We start from the raw sequence: 18,478 nt of genomic DNA, 5'->3' as shown, positions 1-18,478 counted from the left end.
ACCATGACGAAAACGAGAGAGAAAACCCGCGAGGAGTTGCAAGCCGAGATTGAGGGCGGAAAGAAGAAAATCCGGCAGCTTGAGAACCGGGAGAAAATCATCAAGCAGAAGCTATCCGTCGAGGAACGCAAGGCGAGAAACCACAGGCTTTGCAAGCGCGGCGGCTTCATGGAAAGCCTTGTGCCGGAGCTTATTGCCATGCCGGACGAGGATGCGCAGACCTTTTTCAGACTTGCTTTGACGAGTGAACCAGCGCGGGAGTTTTTGAGAAAACGAGCCGAGGAAACGACAAGCTGAAAATCCCTTAGGAACTAAGGGCGCACTTATACACCCTTGCGGGCGTGTGCGCTCTGCCGAGGGCTTGTCGGCACAGAGAGAAAGCCGCTTGCTTCCCTCTCTGACCGACATTGGCGGCTTTGCCGCAACAAGGGGCTGCACCCCTTGCGCCGCTTACGCGGCTATCCCTGCACACCCACAAAAACGGTACACCCGCCGTTGGCGCCTGTACCATTTTTGCGGGTTTTATTATCCTATCCGGGAGGTGATACCCATAGCCATTTACCATTGGAACATCGGCATTGTGAGCCGAGGAAAAGGCAAATCAGCCGTTGCCGCAGCCGCCTACCGAAGCGGCGAAAAGCTGACAAACGAGTGGGACGGAATGACCCACGACTACACCCGCAAAGGCGGTGTTGTCCATACAGAAATCATGCTGCCGTCCCACGCCCCGCCCTCTTTCTCTGACCGTTCAACCTTGTGGAACAGCGTGGAGCTTTACGAGAAAGCCGGGAACGCCCAGCTTGCCAGAGAGATTGACGCAGCACTCCCCATTGAGTTATCCAGAGAGGAACAGATCCGGCTTGTCCGGGAATACTGTTCCTCTCAATTTGTTTCCAGAGGAATGTGCGTTGATTATGCCATTCACGACACCGACAGCGGCAACCCCCATTGTCACATCATGCTTACCATGCGCCCCCTTGACGAGCGCGGCACATGGGCAGCGAAATCCAAAAAGGAATATGACCTTGACGAGAACGGCGAGCGTATTCGCTTGCCAAGCGGCAGATACAAGACCCACAAAGTTGACCTTACAGGCTGGAACGACAAGGACAACACCCTCTTGTGGCGCAAGGCATGGGCTGACTTTACCAACGACTTTTTGGAGAGGAACGGAAGCCCGGAGCGTATCGACCACCGCAGCAACGCCGAGAGAGGAATTGACGAGCTGCCCACCGTCCACATGGGCGTGGCGGCTTGCCAGATGGAGAAGAAAGGCATCGCCACCGAGAAAGGCGAACTGAACCGAAATATCCAAAAGGCAAACCGCCTTATCCGGGAAATCCGGGCGCAGATTGGGAAACTCAAGGAATGGATTGCCGACCTGTTCAAAGCGTGGGAAACCGCCCCAGAACAGCCGCCGCAATCTCCCAACCTCGCAAATCTGTTGATGAAGTATTTGAGCGTTCAGAGAGAAAAGAGCCGGAAGTATTCGCAGCGTTGGCAGCACCAACACGCAGCCGACGAACTGAAAACCATAGCGGCAGCGGTCAACTATCTTTCCGAGCATGGTATCTCTAATCTTGACGAGCTGGACGCTTCTCTTTCCTCTGTCAGTGATAAAGCCTATTCAATCCGGGAGGGAATGAAAACCGCCGAGCAGCGCATGAAAGAACTGCAAAAGCTCATGGAGTACGGCAGAAATTATCAAACCTACAAGCCCATACAGGACGAGTATCGGCAAATCCGCTGGAAAGGAAAACAGGAGAAGTTTGCGGAAGCCCGCCGCGCCGAGCTTACCCTATGGGACGCGGCAAACCGCTATCTCCATGCAAATCTGCCGAAAGGAACAAAGACCTTGCCTATTGCGGAATGGGAACAGGAATATGCTGACCTCAAAACGCAGAGGGACAGCGATTATACCAAACTGAAAGATACCCGCGCCGAGGTTGCCGAGCTTCAAAAAATCCGCAAATGCGTGGATATTGCACTCCGCGCCGACCAGCCGGAACAGACACAGAACCGCGCCAAGCGGCATGAACAGGAGCGATAAAGGAAAGGACGGGCAAGCGGTTTTGCCTGTCCGTCCTAAATGTTTTCCGATAAAATGGACGCTATTGATTCCTAATATTAAAACCAACTTGCTCTTTCGTCCCTAAATTCGGGCAGGTCACTATGCTCATAAGGATTATAATTATTCAAATTGCAGCCAAACTCTTTCAATGATTTTATTTTATTATCCTTTGTCCATTCAACCAGGGAAATTCCATCAAATTCCTCTATGCTCCCATTGTTCATTTCATTTTTGAAATACCACTCCACAATCGTCTGATTTCCTTTGTGGAAAAATTGTTTGATTTCCCAAGCAACGACTTTGCCACGAGTATTCCATTCCTGAAACCAGTGTTTTACGATTTGACGGTTATTATATTTTGGACCCCAACTTTCAGTATAAATTACATCTTCTGCAAAAATATTATCAATACCTAAATCCTGTTTTGTAAGCCACATTTCAAACCATAAGTGAATATTTTTTTCTCTTTCATTCACAATCCAGCACCTCACTAACTTCCGATTTTTCGGTTTCATTCTACATCAAAACTATGAACAATTCAACCACAGAAAGAGAGGTATCAGCCATGTATTACACCCAAGAACAGATAGACCACGCCAACCAAGCCGACCTTGTTTCTTTCCTGCAATCACAGGGCGAGCAGCTTACCCGCGCCGGGAACGAGTACCGCTGGAAACGGCACGACAGCTTGACCGTCCGGGGAAACAAATGGTACAGGCACAGCCAGAGCAAGGGCGGCGGCCCCGTTGACTTCCTCATGGAGTTTTTCGGAAAGAGCTTTACCGAAGCCGTTGAACTTCTCACAGGAGAGAAAGGCGCAGCCCCACCGCCGGACAGCCCCGCGCCCCTCTCCGACTTCCGATTGCCGCCCCGCAGCCCCACCGCCGAACAAGTGAAAAGGTATCTTACCGAAGCCCGCCGCATTGATGAAGATGTGACGGGCTTTTTCATTTCCAGCGGCGATATTTACGAGGAAGCCGCCCATCACAACGCCGTATTCGTCGGCAGAGATGAAAGCGGCATACCGAGATACGCCCACCAGCGCGGCACAGCCAGGAGCTTCCGGCTTGATGTGAAAGGCAGCGACAAAGCCTTTAACTTCTGCTACCGGGGCGAGGGCGAAAGGCTGTTTGTCTTTGAAGCACCGATTGACCTTTTATCTTTCCTCTGCCTGTTCAAAAAGGAATGGCAGAAACAAAGCTACCTTGCACTGGGCGGCGTGGGAGAAAAAGCCCTGCTGCGTTTCCTCTCTGACCGTCCGAACATCAAGACCGTTTACCTCTGCCTTGACAGCGACCAAGCCGGAAACGACGCTTGCAGCCGCCTTGTGGAGCTTATGCCGGAGGGCTTGACCGTCCACCGTCTTATTCCCCTTTTCAAAGATTGGAACGAGGTGCAGACGCGCCGGGGAGAAATCGCGGACGGGAAGTATATCCGGGAAGCGATTTACGGCTTGAAAGAGCCGCCGCAGGAAGAAACCGTTGAGATTATCCGTATGAGCGAGGTGGACACACAGACCGTTGAATGGCTATGGGAGCCGTATATTCCCTTTGGGAAAGTAACCATTGTGCAAGGCAATCCCGGCGAGGGCAAGACCACCTTTGCCCTACGCCTTGCCGCCGCCTGCACCACCGGGCGGGAGCTTCCGAACATGAAGCCCCTGCCGCCGTTCAATGTGATTTACCAGACCGCCGAGGACGGGCTGGGCGATACCGTCAAGCCCCGCTTGATGGAAGCAGAAGCCGACCTTGACCGCGTACTTGTGATTGATGAAGCCAAGCGGGAGCTTACCCTCTCCGACGAGCGCATAGAAAAGGCAATCACGCAGAACGGGGCGCGTCTGATTATCCTTGACCCCATACAGGCGTACATGGGCGAAAAGACCGACATGAACCGGGCAAACGAAGTGCGCCCCATGTTCCGCCGCCTTGCCGATGTTGCCGAGCGTACCGGGTGCGCCGTTATCCTTATCGGACATCTCAACAAAGCTGCCGGAGGGCAGAGCGCATACCGGGGCTTAGGGTCTATCGACTTCCGCGCCGCAGCAAGGAGCGTCCTGCTGATCGGGCGCGTGAAGCGAGAACCGAATGTGCGCGTTATCGTCCATGACAAATCTTCCCTTGCGCCGGAGGGCAAGCCCGTTGCCTTTTGCCTTGACCCGGAAACGGGCTTTTCGTGGATAGGCGAATACGACATCACCGCCGACGAACTGCTGTCCGGCGCGGGCGGCAACAACGCCACCAAAACCGAGCAAGCCGAAAGGCTGATACTTGACCTGCTTGCAGACGGGAAAGAGCTTGCCAGCGAGGACATTGTAAAAGCCGCAGCCGAAGCCGGAATATCCGAGAGGACGGTACAGAACGCCAAGCGCAACATGGGCGGCATTTTAGGCGCAAGGCGTGTCGGCGGTCAATGGTACAACTTCATCAAGAAGAAGCAGCCACCCGAACCCGCAAGCTGAAAGTGCAAAACGCAGACCCTTTGCACTTTGCACTTTCGCACTTTCACGATAATTTGCGTCAATAACTCAAAAAAGCACTTGACAAAACGCTTCATGGGGTACGGCGGCAGATATTGCTCCCTACATGGACAAGGACTTTTTCCAGAACATCCCCATGACGCAGACGGAACGGATTACGATGGCGAGCCGTCCAAAGCAGCCGAAGTATGCCAGAAATAAAAACATTCTGGTGATCGGCGGTTCCGGCAGCGGCAAGACGCGGTTCTTCTGTAAGCCGTCGCTGCTGCAAGCTCATTCGTCCTATGTCTGCACTGATCCGAAAGGAACCTTGCTGCCGGAGATCGGCGCTTTCCTGGAACGGAAGAAATACCGTATCAAGTGCCTCAACCTGATAAACTTCCGAAAATCCATGAAATACAATCCGCTGGCTTATATCCGATCAGAGAAAGATATCTTAAAGCTGGTGAACGCCCTGATTATGAACACGAAGGGCGAAGGCGAAAAATCTTCGGAAGATTTCTGGGTCAAAGCAGAACGCCTCTATTATTCCGCACTGATCGGCTACATCTGGTATGAGGCCACGGAGGAAGAAAAGAACTTCATCACACTTCTGGACCTTATCAATGCCAGTGAAGCCAGAGAGGATGACGAAACTTATCAAAGCCCGGTGGACCTGCTCTTTTCTCAGTTGGAGGAACGGGAGCCGGACCACTTTGCCGTAAAGCAGTACCGCAAATTCAAGATGGCGGCGGGTGATATATGCTCTAAGTGACTTCTTAATCATGATTTTGTCATGGTTAGTGAAGCAATCACTTAGAGCATTTTTGTTTCAGGAGGTACAGCCATGAGAAATGAAAAAATTACCCCACTGTACGAGCGCCTGAGCCGGGACGACGAGTTACAGGGCGAGAGCAATTCCATATCCAACCAAAAACAGATGTTAGAGGATTTTGCCCGCCGGAATGGGCTGCCAAACCCTACGCACTTTACAGATGATGGTATCTCAGGCACCCGTTTTGACCGCCCCGGATTTTTGGCGATGATGGAGGAAGTGGAGGCAGGGCGTGTAGAGGCAATCGTCATCAAGGACATGAGCCGGTTGGGGCGCGACTATCTGAAGGTCGGTCAGGTCATGGAGGTTTTGCGGCAACGCGGTGTTCGTCTGATCGCCATCAACGACGGTGTGGACAGTCTGAAAGGCGATGACGATTTTACCCCATTCCGCAACATCATGAATGAATTTTACGCCCGTGATACCAGCAGGAAAATCCGTTCTGTGTTTAAGGCAAAAGGTATGAGCGGCAAGCACCTGACCGGCACTGTGATTTACGGCTACTTATGGGACGAAAAACGGGAGCATTGGCTGGTAGATGAGGAAGCCGCCGAAGTGGTACGCCGTATCTTCTCCCTCACGCTGGAGGGATATGGGCCTTATCAGATTGCCTGCAAATTATCCGCAGATCGGATTGAAATTCCCGTCGTACACCTTGCCCGCTTCAACGAGGGTGTGAACCGTTCAAAGCCGGTCAAAGACCCCTATGGATGGGGATCATCTACCATCGTGAACATTTTGAAAAAACGAGAGTATTTGGGGCACACCATCAATTTCAAGACCCGCAAGCACTTTAAGGACAAGAAAAGCCACTATGTTTCTGAGGACGAGTGGACGATCTTTGAGAATACCCATGAAGCCATTATCGACCAGCAGACCTTTGATCTGGTGCAGAAAATCCGCAGCAATGTACGGCGTTATCCAAACGGCTGGGGCGAAGCAGCTCCCCTCACAGGCTTACTCTATTGTGCCGATTGTGGCGGCAAGATGTATGTCCACCGCACCAACAATGGCAAGCGGATTTCTCAATATACCTGTTCCAATTATACCAAAGTTCCGTGTGGGACACTATGCCTTACACAACACCGTATCAATGAGAGTGCTGTTCTGACATTGGTTTCCGACACACTCCGGGCTATCGCTGAATATTCGAGAAATGACCGGACGGAATTTATTCACACTGTTCAGGAGACGCAGGTTGCTCAACAGAGTGCCGATATATCGAAAAAGCGCAGGCATCTGGCTACTGCCCAAAAGAGAGCCGGAGAACTGGAAAAACTGATTTGCAAAATCTATGAGGATAACGCCCTCGGCAAGCTGCCGGATACACGATATAAGGCGCTTGATGCACAGTATGCCAAAGAGCAGGACGCACTTGAGATTGAAATTGCGGAGTTGGAAAAGGCTGTTACCGGCTATGAGCAGAGCCAGAAATCAGCAGAGAAATTTATAGCCCTGATTGATAAGTACGAGAATTTTGACACGCTGACAAATACCATGCTCAACGAGTTTGTAGAGAAAATCCTTGTCCATGAACGCTCCCGAAAAGGCAGTCAGGATACCACGCAGGAAATTGAAATCTACTTTAATTTTTTAGGACGCTATATTCCACCATCCTTACAGCCGGTTCCTTTAACCCCAGAGGAACAGGAAGAATTGCGGAAAAGAGAAGAACGCAAGGACAGGCTCCATCAGAACTATTTGAAGCGGAAAGCCAGCGGCGCACAGAAACGGTATGAGGACAAAATCAAGGCGAAGAAAAAAGCGGAAATGGACGCTAAGAAAGCCCTGATCCGGGCTGAGGATATGAAAAAAGGTGTTTTTTCTACTATCGGGCAGCTACCAAAAGAAGAACCGCGCAAAGGCAGCATAGCAGCCAGCGCAGCAGTCTAATCATCACGGAGCAAAGGAGCATGAATATGAGTAAGTTGACTTACATTCGTTGTGGAGATTATGATATACCCAACCTAAAACTTTCTGAACAGCCGGAAACTTCTATCGGCAAGTACGGCAGGATGCGAAAGTCCTACCTGAAGGAACACCGTCCTATTCTCTACAACCAACTGCTGATGAGCGAGAAACTGTATCCGCACCTGTTAGAGATTGATTGGACAGCGCAGGAGCGCGTGGACACCATGTTGCCTCACATGATGGAGGCTGCGGGCGTCACTGAGGAACTGAAAGCCTGTGATCCTATGCGCTGGGTAGGACTGATGAACACATTAACGGCACAGATTGAGGAAATTTTAATCAGGGAACTGATTTGCAGTTGAATGGGAGGTGTGGGAAATGCTGACCTTTGAAAAGGTTCTGGAAGTGTTTCAGGCATATCTGGATGATGATCCTCTGTATGAGGTGGTGCAGACCAGCCACGGTTATACATTGATGGCATGGGAACCTCACCGGAATGACTGGTACAGCGCCGAAATACAGAAAACTCCGGAGGATTTGCGAAACGCCTTGCTGGATACATACGCCAACTTTCTGGAAGATAAGATTACCGGAAATGACCGCGATCTGACTGTGACAGAAACCGGAGAAATCCAGCAGAGGTGCCGGGAACTTTGGGAAAAGTGCCGGGAAACTTGATATAGAAACGCCAGAAGGAGGCCGCGATTATGCGTCCTCCTTCTGCTTCGCAGTCTGTTCCATTTTGAGCGCCCCGTCTATGGCACCTTCGATAATCGGCAGGTATTCTTCAGGGCAAAGCTTCAGCTTGTGGCTGACTCGTTGCCGCTGTTCGCTTTCTTCCCGCATGATCTCCGGGTTAAAATACCGTTCCACGGGAAGTCCGCAGACCTTAATCAACTGGATCATCACAGGCAGGCTCGGAATCGCACCTTGATTCTCAATGTTGGCAAGATACCGCCATTCAATCCCAACCATTTCTGCCAATGTTTTTCGTGCCAGACGCTTTGCCTCTCGTGCGGCTTTGACATCTGCGCCGAAGGTTTCAAAACCGGGACAATCTTCAACTTTCGCCATATAACATCACCCAGTTACATTGTATAATTCATACTTTGCCTGTGGAATGTTGCTATATGCAGGTTGGTTGAAGTTTATAATTCACATTCCGTTTCTTGCATTGTTCGAGAAAGAGAACTATAATGTACTCTGTGGAGGTGCGAAATGGACTATATGACATTGAAAGAGGCCGCCGAGAAATGGGGCGTGACACCTCGTAGGGTAAATTATTATTGTGCCGGTGGGCGTATCCCCGGCGCTGTGAAAATGGCCGGTGTTTGGCTGCTCCCTAAAACTGCGGAGAAGCCGCTTGATGGCCGGACAAAACAAGGAAAGGAACTACGCCATGAATAAAATTTTGATTATAGATGATGACAGAGAACTGTGCGCTTTGATTAAACGCAGCGTACAATCGGAACATATAGAAGCCGATTTTTGTAATACCGGAAAAGAGGGCTTGCAGAAATTAAAAGAGCAGGAGTATCAGCTTGTGGTGCTGGATGTGATGATGCCCGGTATGGATGGCTTTGAAACGCTGGAAGAAATCCGCAAAGAGAACAGCCTGCCGATTTTGATGTTTACATCCAAAAATGACAGCATTTCTAAAGTGCGGGGCTTACGGGCCGGGGCGGACGATTATCTGACAAAACCGTTTGATATGGACGAACTGATTGCCCGTATTGCGTCCCTCATTCGCCGCTACACCCGCTTTAATCATCAAGCCGGAGCTGTGCAAAAACTGGATTTTGATGGATTGCAAATTGACCTTGAAAATCGTTCTGTTACGACGGAAAATGGCACTTTTGAACTTCCACCAAAGGAATTTGATCTGCTCCTGTACTGCGCAAAGCATCAAGGAAAAATTTTGACAAAACAGCAGATTTATGAGGAAGTTTGGGGCGAAGAATATTTCTATGATGACAGTAACATTATGGCGATTATCAGCCGGCTTCGTAAAAAATTAGAAGTCAATCCTTCAAGCCCAAAGTATATCCAAACGGTCAAAGGGATTGGCTACCGCTTTAATAAGGAGGTATAGCCAATATGGAAATCATCGTTTTCTTGTCCATTGTGATTGCTGTTGTGGCTGTGCTGACTTCCATCGTTCTCGTTCGGCGCGTAAAAAAACAAATCGCAGAAATGACCGATGTGCTGGTTGATGTGAAAAACGGAAATGGCAACCGGCGTATTCTGTCTGCAACAAATGAATTGACAGCACCTCTTGCCTATGAAATCAATGAGATTGTTGTGTCCTATGAAAGCAGACTTTCAACTGTACGGCAGACAGAAGAAACCAACCGCCAGCTTATGACGAGCCTTTCCCATGATGTTCGGACACCCCTTACCACTCTGATTGGGTATCTTGACGCTGCACACAAAGGACTGGTCACAGGAAAAGACCGGGATGATTATATTGAAACCGCCCGACGGAAAGCCCATGATCTGAAAGAATATATTGATGTGCTCTTTGACTGGTTCAAGTTAAATTCCAATGAGTTTGCTTTGGAAATCCAGAGCGTTGAGGCCGCAGAGCTGACAAGAAATATCCTGATTGACTGGATACCGATTTTTGAGGATAAACAGGTTGATTATGACATTGATATTCCCGAACAGCCTGTCCGGGTAAGATTGGATATGGACAGCTATATGAGGATCGTCAACAATCTCATTCAAAATGTAATCGCTCACAGCCATGCAGACAAAATCAAAATTGTCCTGTCAAAGAAGGAAAATAACATGGAGCTGCTGCTGGCGGATAATGGAGTAGGAATTGAGAAAGACGATTTGAAACACATATTTGAACGGCTTTATAAGTGTGATAAAGGACGCTCCGAAAAAGGAAGCGGACTTGGTCTTTCTATTGTCCATCAGCTTGTAGAAAAGATGGGTGGAAGCATAACAGTTGAAAGCTTTCCGGGAGAAGGAACTGAATTTATGTTGCTTTTTCCTTTGGAGATTTAAGCGGGTTCCCGTCTTTATGGCGGGAACCTTTGTCATTTTTGCCGGATTTCAAATTGCAAGGTTAATGCAAGGTTGCGGCAAGGTTAATGCAAGGTTGGCGTGATAGAATACCTTACAGAACAGGAGGTTTTGAATATGGATACAAATTACATCATTGAAACAAAAAATCTGACGAAGCAATATGGCTCACAAAAGAGTGTGGCTGACTTAAATATCCATGTGAAGCGTGGGAGAATTTATGGTCTGCTGGGCAGAAACGGAGCCGGAAAAACCACTACCATGAAAATGCTGTTGGGCTTAACGAAGCCGACTTCCGGGGAGGTCAAAATCTGGGGGAAACCCTTGCAGGGGAATGAAAAGAAATTGCTGCCCCGTATTGGTAGCTTGATTGAGTCTCCCGGCTTTTATCCCAATCTGACCGGCACAGAGAACCTGCGTATCTTTGCTACCCTGCGGGGCGTACCAAACAATCATGCCATCAAAGATGCTCTGGATCTGGTAGGACTGCCTTACAAAGATAAAAAGCTCTTTTCACAGTATTCTCTTGGTATGAAGCAGCGGCTTGCCATCGCCCTTGCCGTTATGCACGATCCAGAACTTTTAATTTTGGATGAGCCGATCAACGGTCTCGATCCTATCGGTATTGCAGAAGTACGCTCCTTTATTCGGGAGCTTTGCGACGCAAGAGGAAAAACCATTTTGATTTCCAGTCACATTCTTTCGGAGATTTCCTTGCTGGCTGACGATATTGGAATTATCGACCACGGCGCATTGCTGGAAGAAGAAAGCCTTGCTGAACTGGAGCAAAAAAGCAGTAAGCATATCCGGTTTACACTCTCTGATACTGCACAGGCGGCAAGAATTTTGGAACGCAATTTCCATGAAAACCATTTTTCCATACAGGACGACCACAATCTGCGCCTGCACAACCTTGATCTGCCTGTGGGGAAAATTGTAACTGCCTTTGTAGAAAACGGATTGGAGGTATCGGAGGCGCATACTTGTGAAGAAAGTCTTGAAGATTACTTCAAGCGTGTGACAGGGGGCGAAGGAATTGCTTAAACTAATCAAATGCGAATTTTTGAAATTAAAACGGAAGCCCTTGGTATTTATTTCTCTGCTGCTTTCTGTTTTCATGCCATTGGCTTATGCTTTCTTTCTGGCAGATGTAAACACTGATGTGGATGCTGTAAATGGAGTGATGTCCAGCCTGTTCCAGCTCAGTGCTTATTTGCTTTTGATGCCGCTCCTTGTGATACTGGCTTCCAATCTGCTGTTTGAGGAGCTGGACAATGACACACTAAAAAACCTTGTTACCATACCGATAAACAGAACCAAGTTGGTGCTGTCCAAGATGCTGGTTTTGCTATTGTTTGCCGTTGGCTTTATGGCAGTTGGAGGATTGGTAAATCTTGCGGTTTTGCTGTTTCAGGGCTGGGAGCCGGTTGGGTTTTGGACCTTGTTTGGCGTTGGGATAGAAGAAGGGCTGATTATGTGGGTAGGCGCACTTCCATGTATCCTGCTCGTTGTTCTTCTTAATAAAAACTATATCGTGTCGGTCGTGATTACCTTTTTCTATACGACTGCAAATTATATCCTTTCGATGAGCGATGCGTTCCTCACACAGCCTTTTGGTTTGAATATCGGAACCCTGTTTCCGGGACCGCTGGCTTTCCGCTGGACCTTCCAATTTTATGACCAAAGCCAGACCAGTGCGGAATTGGCAGACTTGTTGGAACGGATCAGTCCGTATTTTCTGAATGGTGTTCAGGTGTTCGGTGTGATTGTTGGGGAAGCCGTTGTATTTCTTGCGCTGATTGCGTTGGTTTACCGGCGCCAGGAAATCTAAGGGGGTGTAATTATGTGGAATTTATTAAAAGCAGAATTGCTCAAGCTACGCCGGTGCCAAATACTTTGGGTGGGGCTGGTGGCGCTTGCACTCTGTCCGTTGGTGCAATATGGGAGCCAGCTGATTGTGGAGGCGGAGTACCGAAATCCAAACTATGATTTTTCCACTCTGTTTGAGAATGTTGTCTGGGGCAATACGCAGATGTTTTTTCCGATTTCACTGGTGATGATTGGCAGCTGGCTGATTGACAGAGAATCCACCCATGATACGCTGAAAAACATCATGACAATTCCTGTTTCCATGCCGAAAATGCTGGGAGCTAAGCTCTTTTGGGTCGGGATTTTTGCAGTCCTGCTGGGAATATACAGCGTTGGCGTTACCTTGATTACTGGATTGACGGTTGGATTATCGGGACTGACAGTGGAAGTGTTTTTTCATGGAGGTACACAGATCGTGTTGGCAGCTCTGACGACCTATTTGGTCTGTATGCCGCTGATCTTGATTTTTGGGCAGATCCGAGGGGCATATCTGGGAGGTTCCATTCTGGCGTTTTTCCTTGGATATAGCATGCTGTTCTTCAAAGGCGGTATCCTTGCCAGCATCTATCCGTTTTCTGCTGCGCTGATTTTAGTGGGCTTTGACATGAGTGGATATGCCGGAACAACCACAGCCCCGAATCCTTTGCTGGCAGTCATTGGGGTTGGCATCATGGTTCTCTGGGCGGTGCTGTTGTTACTGATGTCCAGTAACAAAAAAGAAATAAAATCCCGTAAACAGGCAAATTCCAAGGGAAAAGGAAAGCGTGCTGTACGCAGGAAAGGAAGGTGATACCTGTGAAGAAAATAGTTCTATCATTATGCTTGATACTGTTGGGCGCTTCTGTGCTTTCCGGTTGTACAAAAGATGAAGTTCTCGATCAGTATAACAATATTGTTCAGTCTGCTGGTTCCATAGCACTTACCGGAAATTCATCCTTACAAGGTACGAAAGAAAAAGGAATTGATGATTATACAGGAAGCTATACAGCCAACTATGAGGATTTTTCAGATACAGAGTATTTGTTCGGCGGAACTTCCATAAAGCGTGAAGCGGGTAAGGATCTGTCTATTGACTGCGCGCTGGAGGTTACGGATGGAACTGCAAAAGTATTTTGGATTTCTGGAGCTGATGAAGAAGTCACTTTGCTTGAAACAACCGGAACATATAGTGATACAATTACACTCCCTGAAGGTGGAAACTATATCGGCATTGAATGTGAAAATTTCACTGGAAGCATTGAATTGAATATGGAGTAACATTCTGCCGGACGACGGCAAAAGAAAAAAAGCCGTCGTAAAGCAGACACATTTCCACGCGCCTATGAAGCGGTGGCTTTGATTTCAGAGCCGCCGTTTCTTTTCGTTTATCCTAAACCAACGACGACCTAACACCGTGTAAATCCACGGCGGCACATAGGAGGATGCCGCCGTGTCTATGTTTGCCTTTTTTCACAGTACCCATGACCTGCACCAGCTAAAAAAAGCCTGTTCCCAGCAGCGGAGCAATGCGGTCAGAAGTATGCACTATACCATGTAATTAAACAGCAAAATATATTCCATGACGCTCGTATGGCTTTATGCCGTCCGGGCGCTTTTTTGTCCCTATGGAGCCGGAACATCGGGTCAGCATGGCCCGAACTTTATCCCCGGTGCCGCGCCCCACCACCCCATTCAGATTTTCCCAAAAAAGTCTGAATGGAGGAAGGACAGATGGAAGTTACCATCAATTATAACGGACAAGCTGTGGCCGTGGAGGTCACGCTGGAAGTCTATGAATTTCTTGATCGGGCAGATCACAAAACGGAGAACCTGTTCCATGAACAGCGGCGGCATTGGGATGGCCGGGAGTTTGACGAGTACATCATTACCACCGAGGGTGTAGGAGCCTACGGCGAAACGCCGGAAGAATACCTTTGCCGCATGGAAACGCTACATGAGCTGATGGCAGTTCTGGACACCTGTACCGAGGCCCAGCGCCGCCGGTTCCTGCTCTATGCGCTTGACGGGCTGAGCCTTGCAGAGATCGGTGTGCTGTGCGGCTGCTCCAAAGTGGCTGTGTATCAAAGTGTGGAGGCGGTCAGAAAAAAATTTATAAATTTCTTTGAGAGCAGGCTTAACGAATGACCTGTTTTCTGGCTACCAAGTGAAAGGGATCATTTCCCTTATCTCAGCGAGGGGCGGACAGCGGACGAGCTGCCCGCCTCTCCGATTTTCAGGAGGTAAGCCTATGAAAACAATCAATCTGCGGTGGATGTATCCCCACTACCGGCATGACGAGTTTGTGGATGTTACGGACGAGGTATGGGCAGCGATGTATCAGGCCCAGCGGGAGATGGAGAACTATGAGCGTCGGAAAGTCTACCACCGCGCCTACTACTCTCTGGACGCATACAGCTGGCTGGAAAATTACGCACTGGAACACAGCAGATCGCCGGAAGATATTTTGCTGGAACGAGAAGAAATGACCACCCGCCTGCACCTGATAGCAGCTCTGCCGGTGGCTCTGGCTCATGCCACTCCGACACAGGCCCGCCGTGTTCACGCCTACTACATTGCCGGTATCAAGCAGCCGGAAATCTCCCGGAGAGAGGGCGTCCACAGCAGCAAGGTCAGCGTTTCCATCCGTCGGGGTCTGCGGAATATGCGCCGCTGCTATGATGACCTTTTTCAAACAGAGTGAGGGCGTGCCTATGCAGACCATCAATCTCAAACAATATTATCCATTTTGCAAAGAGGACATTTTTGTGGAGGTGTCCGATGAGATCGTCGAAGCGTTTCTTCTGGATAAGAGAGCCGAGGCCGCCAGAGAACGCAAGATGTTCCGGTATAAGGCGTTTTACTCCCTCGATTGTAACGATGGAATCGAAAATGCTGCAATCGGCTGGGCGCAGCCATCGCCGGAGGATCATCTGATAGAAAAAGAAGAATTAGCCGAATACGAAGAACTGATACGGCGATTGTATGAAGCCATTTCTTCCCTGCCGCCTATGCAGGCTCGCCGTGTCCACGCCCGCTATATGCTGGGTATGAAAGTGAAAGATATTGCCGCAATGGAGGGTATCACACCATCACAGGCGGGAAAATCCATCCACGCTGCACTGCGGAGGCTGCGCCGGTACTTTGCGCGTCAGAAATGGACGGTCAATCTATAAGCGTTTCCAAAGAAAAGAGGTGCATGACATGAACGAAAAAATTACAGCCCAACCCCCAAAAGAAGAACGGCAGGAAGTCCTGAAGGAGATCCGGCAGCTTGAAAACCGCAAGAAGATTTTGGAGAACAAGCAACGAAACGAAGAACGCAGGGTTCGCACCCGCCGCCTGATTGAGCGCGGAGCCATTTTGGAGGGGATTTTCCCGCTGGCTTCCAGCCTTTCCGGCGCAGAGGTCAAAGCATTTCTGATTGCCCTGTCCTATCTTCCGGGGGCTGCGGAATTGACTGCAAACCTGCCAAAATCCGGGGATATGCCATAAGTCCCTTGTTTACAAGGGCGCACTTATACACCGTTGCCGGTGCTGTGCGCCCTGCCGGGGGCGTTGCGTACTTCGTCCGCGATGGGAAGCTACGCTCCCCAAACCCCTTGTGTGCTCTGCGCAGCCAAACACCCGCTTTGCGTTTGTCCGGCTCCACAGAGCCTGTTATCCCCTCACTGAAAGGAGGTGTTCCCCATAGATTTCTGTCATATCCCCGTCAGTATCATCAAGCGCAGCGCAGGCCGTTCAGCCGTTGCCGCAGCTGCTTACCGCAGTGGAACCAAGCTGACAAATGAATGGGACGGAATGATCCACGACTACACCCGGAAAGGCGGCATTGTCCATGCGGAGATCATGCTGCCTGCCCACGCCCCGCCGGAATTTGCAGACCGTTCTATCCTCTGGAACAGCGTGGAGCAAATCGAGAAAGCAAGAGACAGCCAGCTTGCCCGCGAGATTGAGGCAGCTTTACCCCGTGAACTGTCCGGCGAACAACAGCTTGCCCTTGTGCGTGCCTATGTGAAGGACAACTTTGTAGACAAAGGAATGTGCGCCGACTTTGCTATCCATGACAAGGGAACCGGCAACCCTCATGTCCATATCATGCTGACGCTCCGGCCGTTGAAAGAAAATGGACAGTGGGGCGCAAAGTGCCGCAAGGCATACGATCTGGACGAGAATGGACAGCGTATCCCGGATGGGAAAGGCGGCTGGAAAAATCATCGGGAGGATACGACCGACTGGAACGATAAAGGAAATGTGGAGATTTGGCGGGCAGCGTGGGCAGCCTACACCAACCGGGCACTGGAATCTGCCGGTAGACCGGAGCGTATTGACCACCGCAGCTACAAGCGGCAGGGCATTGATAAAATTCCCTCTGTCCATCTGGGGCCAGCTGCCAGCCAAATGGAAAAGCGCGGTATCCGCACCGACAAGGGGGAAGTAAACCGACAGATCGTCGCCGACAACAAGCTGCTGAAAGAAATCAAAGCTCGCATTACCCGTCTTTATCGCTGGTCGAAAGCGGAAGCGGAAAAACCACAAACGCAGCAAAGCAGCTTGACCGCCTTGTGGGAAGCCCAACAGCAGTTGAACGCTCCCCGCACCCGCACCGGCAAAATCCGGGCTTTGCAGGAAAGCGCTGCACTATTCAGCTTTTTGCAGGTAAACGGCATCCAGTCTATGCAGCAGCTTCATGAAAAAATCGCTGATATGAACAGCTGTTACTATGACCTGCGGGGAAAGATCGTCAAGGCTGAGCGCCGGATCGCCATTCTTACCGAACGCGGGGAGATGTGGGAACAGTACAACCAGTACAAGTCCATCCACAAGCAGCTTGCCAAAGTAAAACCGGAAAAACGGGAACAGTTTGAGCAGCGCCACAGCCGGGAACTGATCCTGTATGATGCAGCAGCCCGGTATCTGAAAGAACTGAAAGACAGCGGCGAGGGGATCACCCCGAAGGCATGGCAGCGGGAAATCGACCAGCTGGCCGCCGGAAAGCAGACGGACACGCTTGCCATGAAATCCATGCGGGAGGAGTTGAAAGCAGTGGAACGGCTCCGCAAAACCGCCGAGCAGCTGTCCCGACAGGAAAGGGACAAGTCTCACGACCGTGGGCCGGAGCGGTAAAGGCTACCGCGTTTTGGCGTACCCCTGTCAAGTGCGTCGCGTTTCACGACATACTTTTGCATACAGAAAAACCGCCGTACAGGTTTCCCCATACGGCGGCAGACTGTTTATTTGCCGAACAAGTCGCTGTGTGTGCCGGTGCGGGCCAGCGTCAGCACCAGAACATCATCCTCTATGCGATAGACAAGCAGCCAGTCCGGGAGAATATGACATTCCCGATGACCTGCCCAATCGCCGGACAGGTCATGGTCACGGTTCTTATCCGGCAGCGGTTCGCCCATTGCCAGCAATGCTACGACCTGCTCCAGCAGCTCAATCTTCAAGCCACGCTTGATGGCTCGTTTGTAGTCCTTTTTGAAACTGGTCGTGTACTTGACGGTATATTTGGTTTCTTTCATCTTTTCAGGTCAGCAAATAACTCGTCAAGGTCATTGTAGCCCTTTACAGACGGGTCTTTTGCAATCCTTTCCGCTTCCAGCATGGCAGCAACCGTTTCTTTGTTCGGCTGTTCCAGCCTTACTTCAAAGGGAATGCCGCCTTCACGAAGCGACTGGCGCACAAAGATGTTAAACGCCGTAGTCAGGTTCATGCCAAGTTCCGTAAACAGTGCGTCCGCCTGCGCTTTCAAATCTGCGTCCATGCGGATACTGATGTTTGTGGTATTTCCAGCCATACGATCAACCCCTTTCTGCTGGCAATTATAGTATATGCCATTTGCACGAAGAAAACAATACTTTGCACGAATATTTAACAATAAATTCATTCAAGGAGGTTACCTGCTTTATGAAAGAAATCATTTATGAAGAACAACAAGACTGAACCTATCCCTGTCATGGATTACCGCCAGTACCGCAGAGCGCGGAAACTGGTGCATGAGTGCTGCAACTACATTGCCGGAAACTGTATCGCCCTGGACGATGGGGAGGAATGTATCTGTGTCCAGTCCATTTCCTACTCCCTGTTGTGCAGGTGGTTTCGGGCGGCGGTATTGCCGCAGGATAAGGAACTGGAAACGGCGCTGTTCCACCGGCTGAATGCTAAGAAATGCGCCGTATGCGGGGCGCTGTTTACCCCCGGTTCTAACCGGGCTAAATACTGCCCGGAATGTGCCGCACGCATGAAGCGGATTAACGCCGCAAAGCGCAAGCGGAAACAACGGGAGAAATGTCACGCTTTAGGGGCTGAAAAACCCTTGTAA

At 50.0% G+C, this 18,478-nt stretch carries 23 protein-coding genes and 1 pseudogene; 20 read left to right on the top strand and 4 right to left on the bottom strand.

Going from position 1 to position 18,478, the window contains the following annotated elements; all coding sequences use genetic code 11:
- Both NE623_RS10460 and mobQ (NE623_RS10455) read left to right on the top strand, forming a co-directional pair.
- On the top strand, positions 1-297 hold a 297-nt coding region (locus NE623_RS10460), incomplete at its 5' end, for a DUF3847 domain-containing protein (RefSeq protein WP_442490239.1).
- A gap of 244 nt (positions 298-541) precedes the next feature.
- Positions 542-2,050: a MobQ family relaxase gene (gene mobQ / locus NE623_RS10455; protein ID WP_256272267.1), complete on the top strand. Its 1,509-nt coding sequence runs from the start codon at positions 542-544 to the stop codon at positions 2,048-2,050.
- A gap of 77 nt (positions 2,051-2,127) precedes the next feature.
- Here mobQ (NE623_RS10455) and NE623_RS10450 read toward each other — a convergent pair whose 3' ends face one another.
- Positions 2,128-2,547: a nuclear transport factor 2 family protein gene (locus NE623_RS10450; RefSeq protein ID WP_055059684.1), complete on the bottom strand. Its 420-nt coding sequence runs from the start codon at positions 2,545-2,547 to the stop codon at positions 2,128-2,130.
- 89 nt (positions 2,548-2,636) lie between these two features.
- Between NE623_RS10450 and NE623_RS10445 the strand changes: the two genes are divergently transcribed.
- The 5 genes and pseudogenes from NE623_RS10445 to NE623_RS10425 all read left to right on the top strand — a co-directional run bounded on the left by NE623_RS10445 (position 2,637) and on the right by NE623_RS10425 (position 7,953).
- Complete coding sequence (locus NE623_RS10445) at positions 2,637-4,532, top strand: AAA family ATPase (protein ID WP_256272268.1); 1,896 nt, start codon at positions 2,637-2,639, stop codon at positions 4,530-4,532.
- A gap of 85 nt (positions 4,533-4,617) precedes the next feature.
- Positions 4,618-5,286: pseudogene (locus NE623_RS10440) on the top strand (type IV secretory system conjugative DNA transfer family protein); the annotation flags it as partial.
- A gap of 90 nt (positions 5,287-5,376) precedes the next feature.
- Positions 5,377-7,257: a recombinase family protein gene (locus NE623_RS10435; protein ID WP_005933672.1), complete on the top strand. Its 1,881-nt coding sequence runs from the start codon at positions 5,377-5,379 to the stop codon at positions 7,255-7,257.
- Between the two features lie 26 nt (positions 7,258-7,283).
- Complete coding sequence (locus NE623_RS10430; RefSeq protein WP_035394338.1) at positions 7,284-7,637, top strand: TnpV protein; 354 nt, start codon at positions 7,284-7,286, stop codon at positions 7,635-7,637.
- A 16-nt stretch (positions 7,638-7,653) separates the two neighbouring features.
- Complete coding sequence (locus tag NE623_RS10425) at positions 7,654-7,953, top strand: hypothetical protein (protein ID WP_005933668.1); 300 nt, start codon at positions 7,654-7,656, stop codon at positions 7,951-7,953.
- A gap of 27 nt (positions 7,954-7,980) precedes the next feature.
- Here the strand turns inward: NE623_RS10425 and NE623_RS10420 are convergent, their stop codons facing one another.
- On the bottom strand, positions 7,981-8,349 hold the full coding sequence (locus NE623_RS10420) for a helix-turn-helix transcriptional regulator (protein ID WP_005933665.1): 369 nt from the start codon (positions 8,347-8,349) through the stop codon (positions 7,981-7,983).
- Positions 8,350-8,493: 144 nt separating this feature from the next.
- Between NE623_RS10420 and NE623_RS10415 the strand changes: the two genes are divergently transcribed.
- The 12 genes from NE623_RS10415 to mobQ (NE623_RS10360) all read left to right on the top strand — a co-directional run bounded on the left by NE623_RS10415 (position 8,494) and on the right by mobQ (NE623_RS10360) (position 17,280).
- The gene (locus tag NE623_RS10415; protein WP_005933662.1) at positions 8,494-8,682 is read left to right on the top strand and encodes a helix-turn-helix domain-containing protein; all 189 of its coding nucleotides are present in this window, start codon (positions 8,494-8,496) and stop codon (positions 8,680-8,682) included.
- Positions 8,675-9,367 carry a response regulator transcription factor gene (locus tag NE623_RS10410; protein ID WP_007037412.1) on the top strand — a complete coding sequence of 231 codons (693 nt, stop codon included), beginning with the start codon at positions 8,675-8,677 and terminating at the stop codon, positions 9,365-9,367. Before NE623_RS10415 ends, NE623_RS10410 begins: the two co-directional genes overlap by 8 nt.
- A 5-nt stretch (positions 9,368-9,372) precedes the next feature.
- The gene (locus NE623_RS10405; protein WP_002596319.1) at positions 9,373-10,290 is read left to right on the top strand and encodes a sensor histidine kinase; all 918 of its coding nucleotides are present in this window, start codon (positions 9,373-9,375) and stop codon (positions 10,288-10,290) included.
- Positions 10,291-10,425: 135 nt separating this feature from the next.
- Positions 10,426-11,352 carry an ABC transporter ATP-binding protein gene (locus NE623_RS10400; protein WP_002594743.1) on the top strand — a complete coding sequence of 309 codons (927 nt, stop codon included), beginning with the start codon at positions 10,426-10,428 and terminating at the stop codon, positions 11,350-11,352.
- Positions 11,345-12,139 carry an ABC transporter permease gene (locus tag NE623_RS10395; RefSeq protein WP_002596320.1) on the top strand — a complete coding sequence of 265 codons (795 nt, stop codon included), beginning with the start codon at positions 11,345-11,347 and terminating at the stop codon, positions 12,137-12,139. The genes NE623_RS10400 and NE623_RS10395 overlap by 8 nt, the downstream gene beginning before the upstream one ends.
- A gap of 12 nt (positions 12,140-12,151) precedes the next feature.
- Positions 12,152-12,967, top strand: a complete 816-nt coding sequence (locus NE623_RS10390) for an ABC transporter permease (RefSeq protein ID WP_002596321.1) — start codon at positions 12,152-12,154, stop codon at positions 12,965-12,967.
- Positions 12,968-12,972: 5 nt separating this feature from the next.
- A complete protein-coding gene (locus NE623_RS10385) occupies positions 12,973-13,434 on the top strand; it encodes a hypothetical protein (RefSeq protein ID WP_038259777.1) in 462 nt (153 codons plus the stop codon).
- A gap of 453 nt (positions 13,435-13,887) precedes the next feature.
- On the top strand, positions 13,888-14,301 hold the full coding sequence (locus NE623_RS10380) for an RNA polymerase sigma factor (protein WP_035394329.1): 414 nt from the start codon (positions 13,888-13,890) through the stop codon (positions 14,299-14,301).
- A gap of 103 nt (positions 14,302-14,404) precedes the next feature.
- The gene (locus tag NE623_RS10375) at positions 14,405-14,857 is read left to right on the top strand and encodes a hypothetical protein (RefSeq protein WP_055265730.1); all 453 of its coding nucleotides are present in this window, start codon (positions 14,405-14,407) and stop codon (positions 14,855-14,857) included.
- A 10-nt stretch (positions 14,858-14,867) separates the two neighbouring features.
- Entirely contained in the window at positions 14,868-15,329 is a 462-nt protein-coding gene (locus tag NE623_RS10370) for an RNA polymerase sigma factor (RefSeq protein WP_035394327.1), read from the top strand.
- A gap of 28 nt (positions 15,330-15,357) precedes the next feature.
- Positions 15,358-15,648, top strand: coding sequence for a DUF3847 domain-containing protein (locus NE623_RS10365; protein ID WP_005933556.1), 291 nt, complete (start codon positions 15,358-15,360; stop codon positions 15,646-15,648).
- Positions 15,649-15,834: 186 nt separating this feature from the next.
- Positions 15,835-17,280: a MobQ family relaxase gene (mobQ, locus tag NE623_RS10360; RefSeq protein WP_007037415.1), complete on the top strand. Its 1,446-nt coding sequence runs from the start codon at positions 15,835-15,837 to the stop codon at positions 17,278-17,280.
- A 107-nt stretch (positions 17,281-17,387) separates the two neighbouring features.
- Here mobQ (NE623_RS10360) and NE623_RS10355 read toward each other — a convergent pair whose 3' ends face one another.
- Complete coding sequence (locus NE623_RS10355) at positions 17,388-17,678, bottom strand: type II toxin-antitoxin system YafQ family toxin (protein ID WP_002596328.1); 291 nt, start codon at positions 17,676-17,678, stop codon at positions 17,388-17,390.
- Positions 17,675-17,953 (bottom strand): type II toxin-antitoxin system RelB/DinJ family antitoxin, encoded by a 279-nt coding sequence (locus NE623_RS10350; RefSeq protein WP_005924829.1) that lies wholly within the window; start codon positions 17,951-17,953, stop codon positions 17,675-17,677. The genes NE623_RS10355 and NE623_RS10350 overlap by 4 nt, the downstream gene beginning before the upstream one ends.
- A 126-nt stretch (positions 17,954-18,079) precedes the next feature.
- Between NE623_RS10350 and NE623_RS10345 the strand changes: the two genes are divergently transcribed.
- The gene (locus tag NE623_RS10345) at positions 18,080-18,478 is read left to right on the top strand and encodes a cysteine-rich VLP domain-containing protein (protein ID WP_005933550.1); all 399 of its coding nucleotides are present in this window, start codon (positions 18,080-18,082) and stop codon (positions 18,476-18,478) included.

The organism is Gemmiger formicilis, from assembly GCF_024462815.1.
Lineage (GTDB): Bacteria > Bacillota > Clostridia > Oscillospirales > Ruminococcaceae > Gemmiger.
This window is presented reverse-complemented; position numbering and strand designations above follow the sequence as displayed.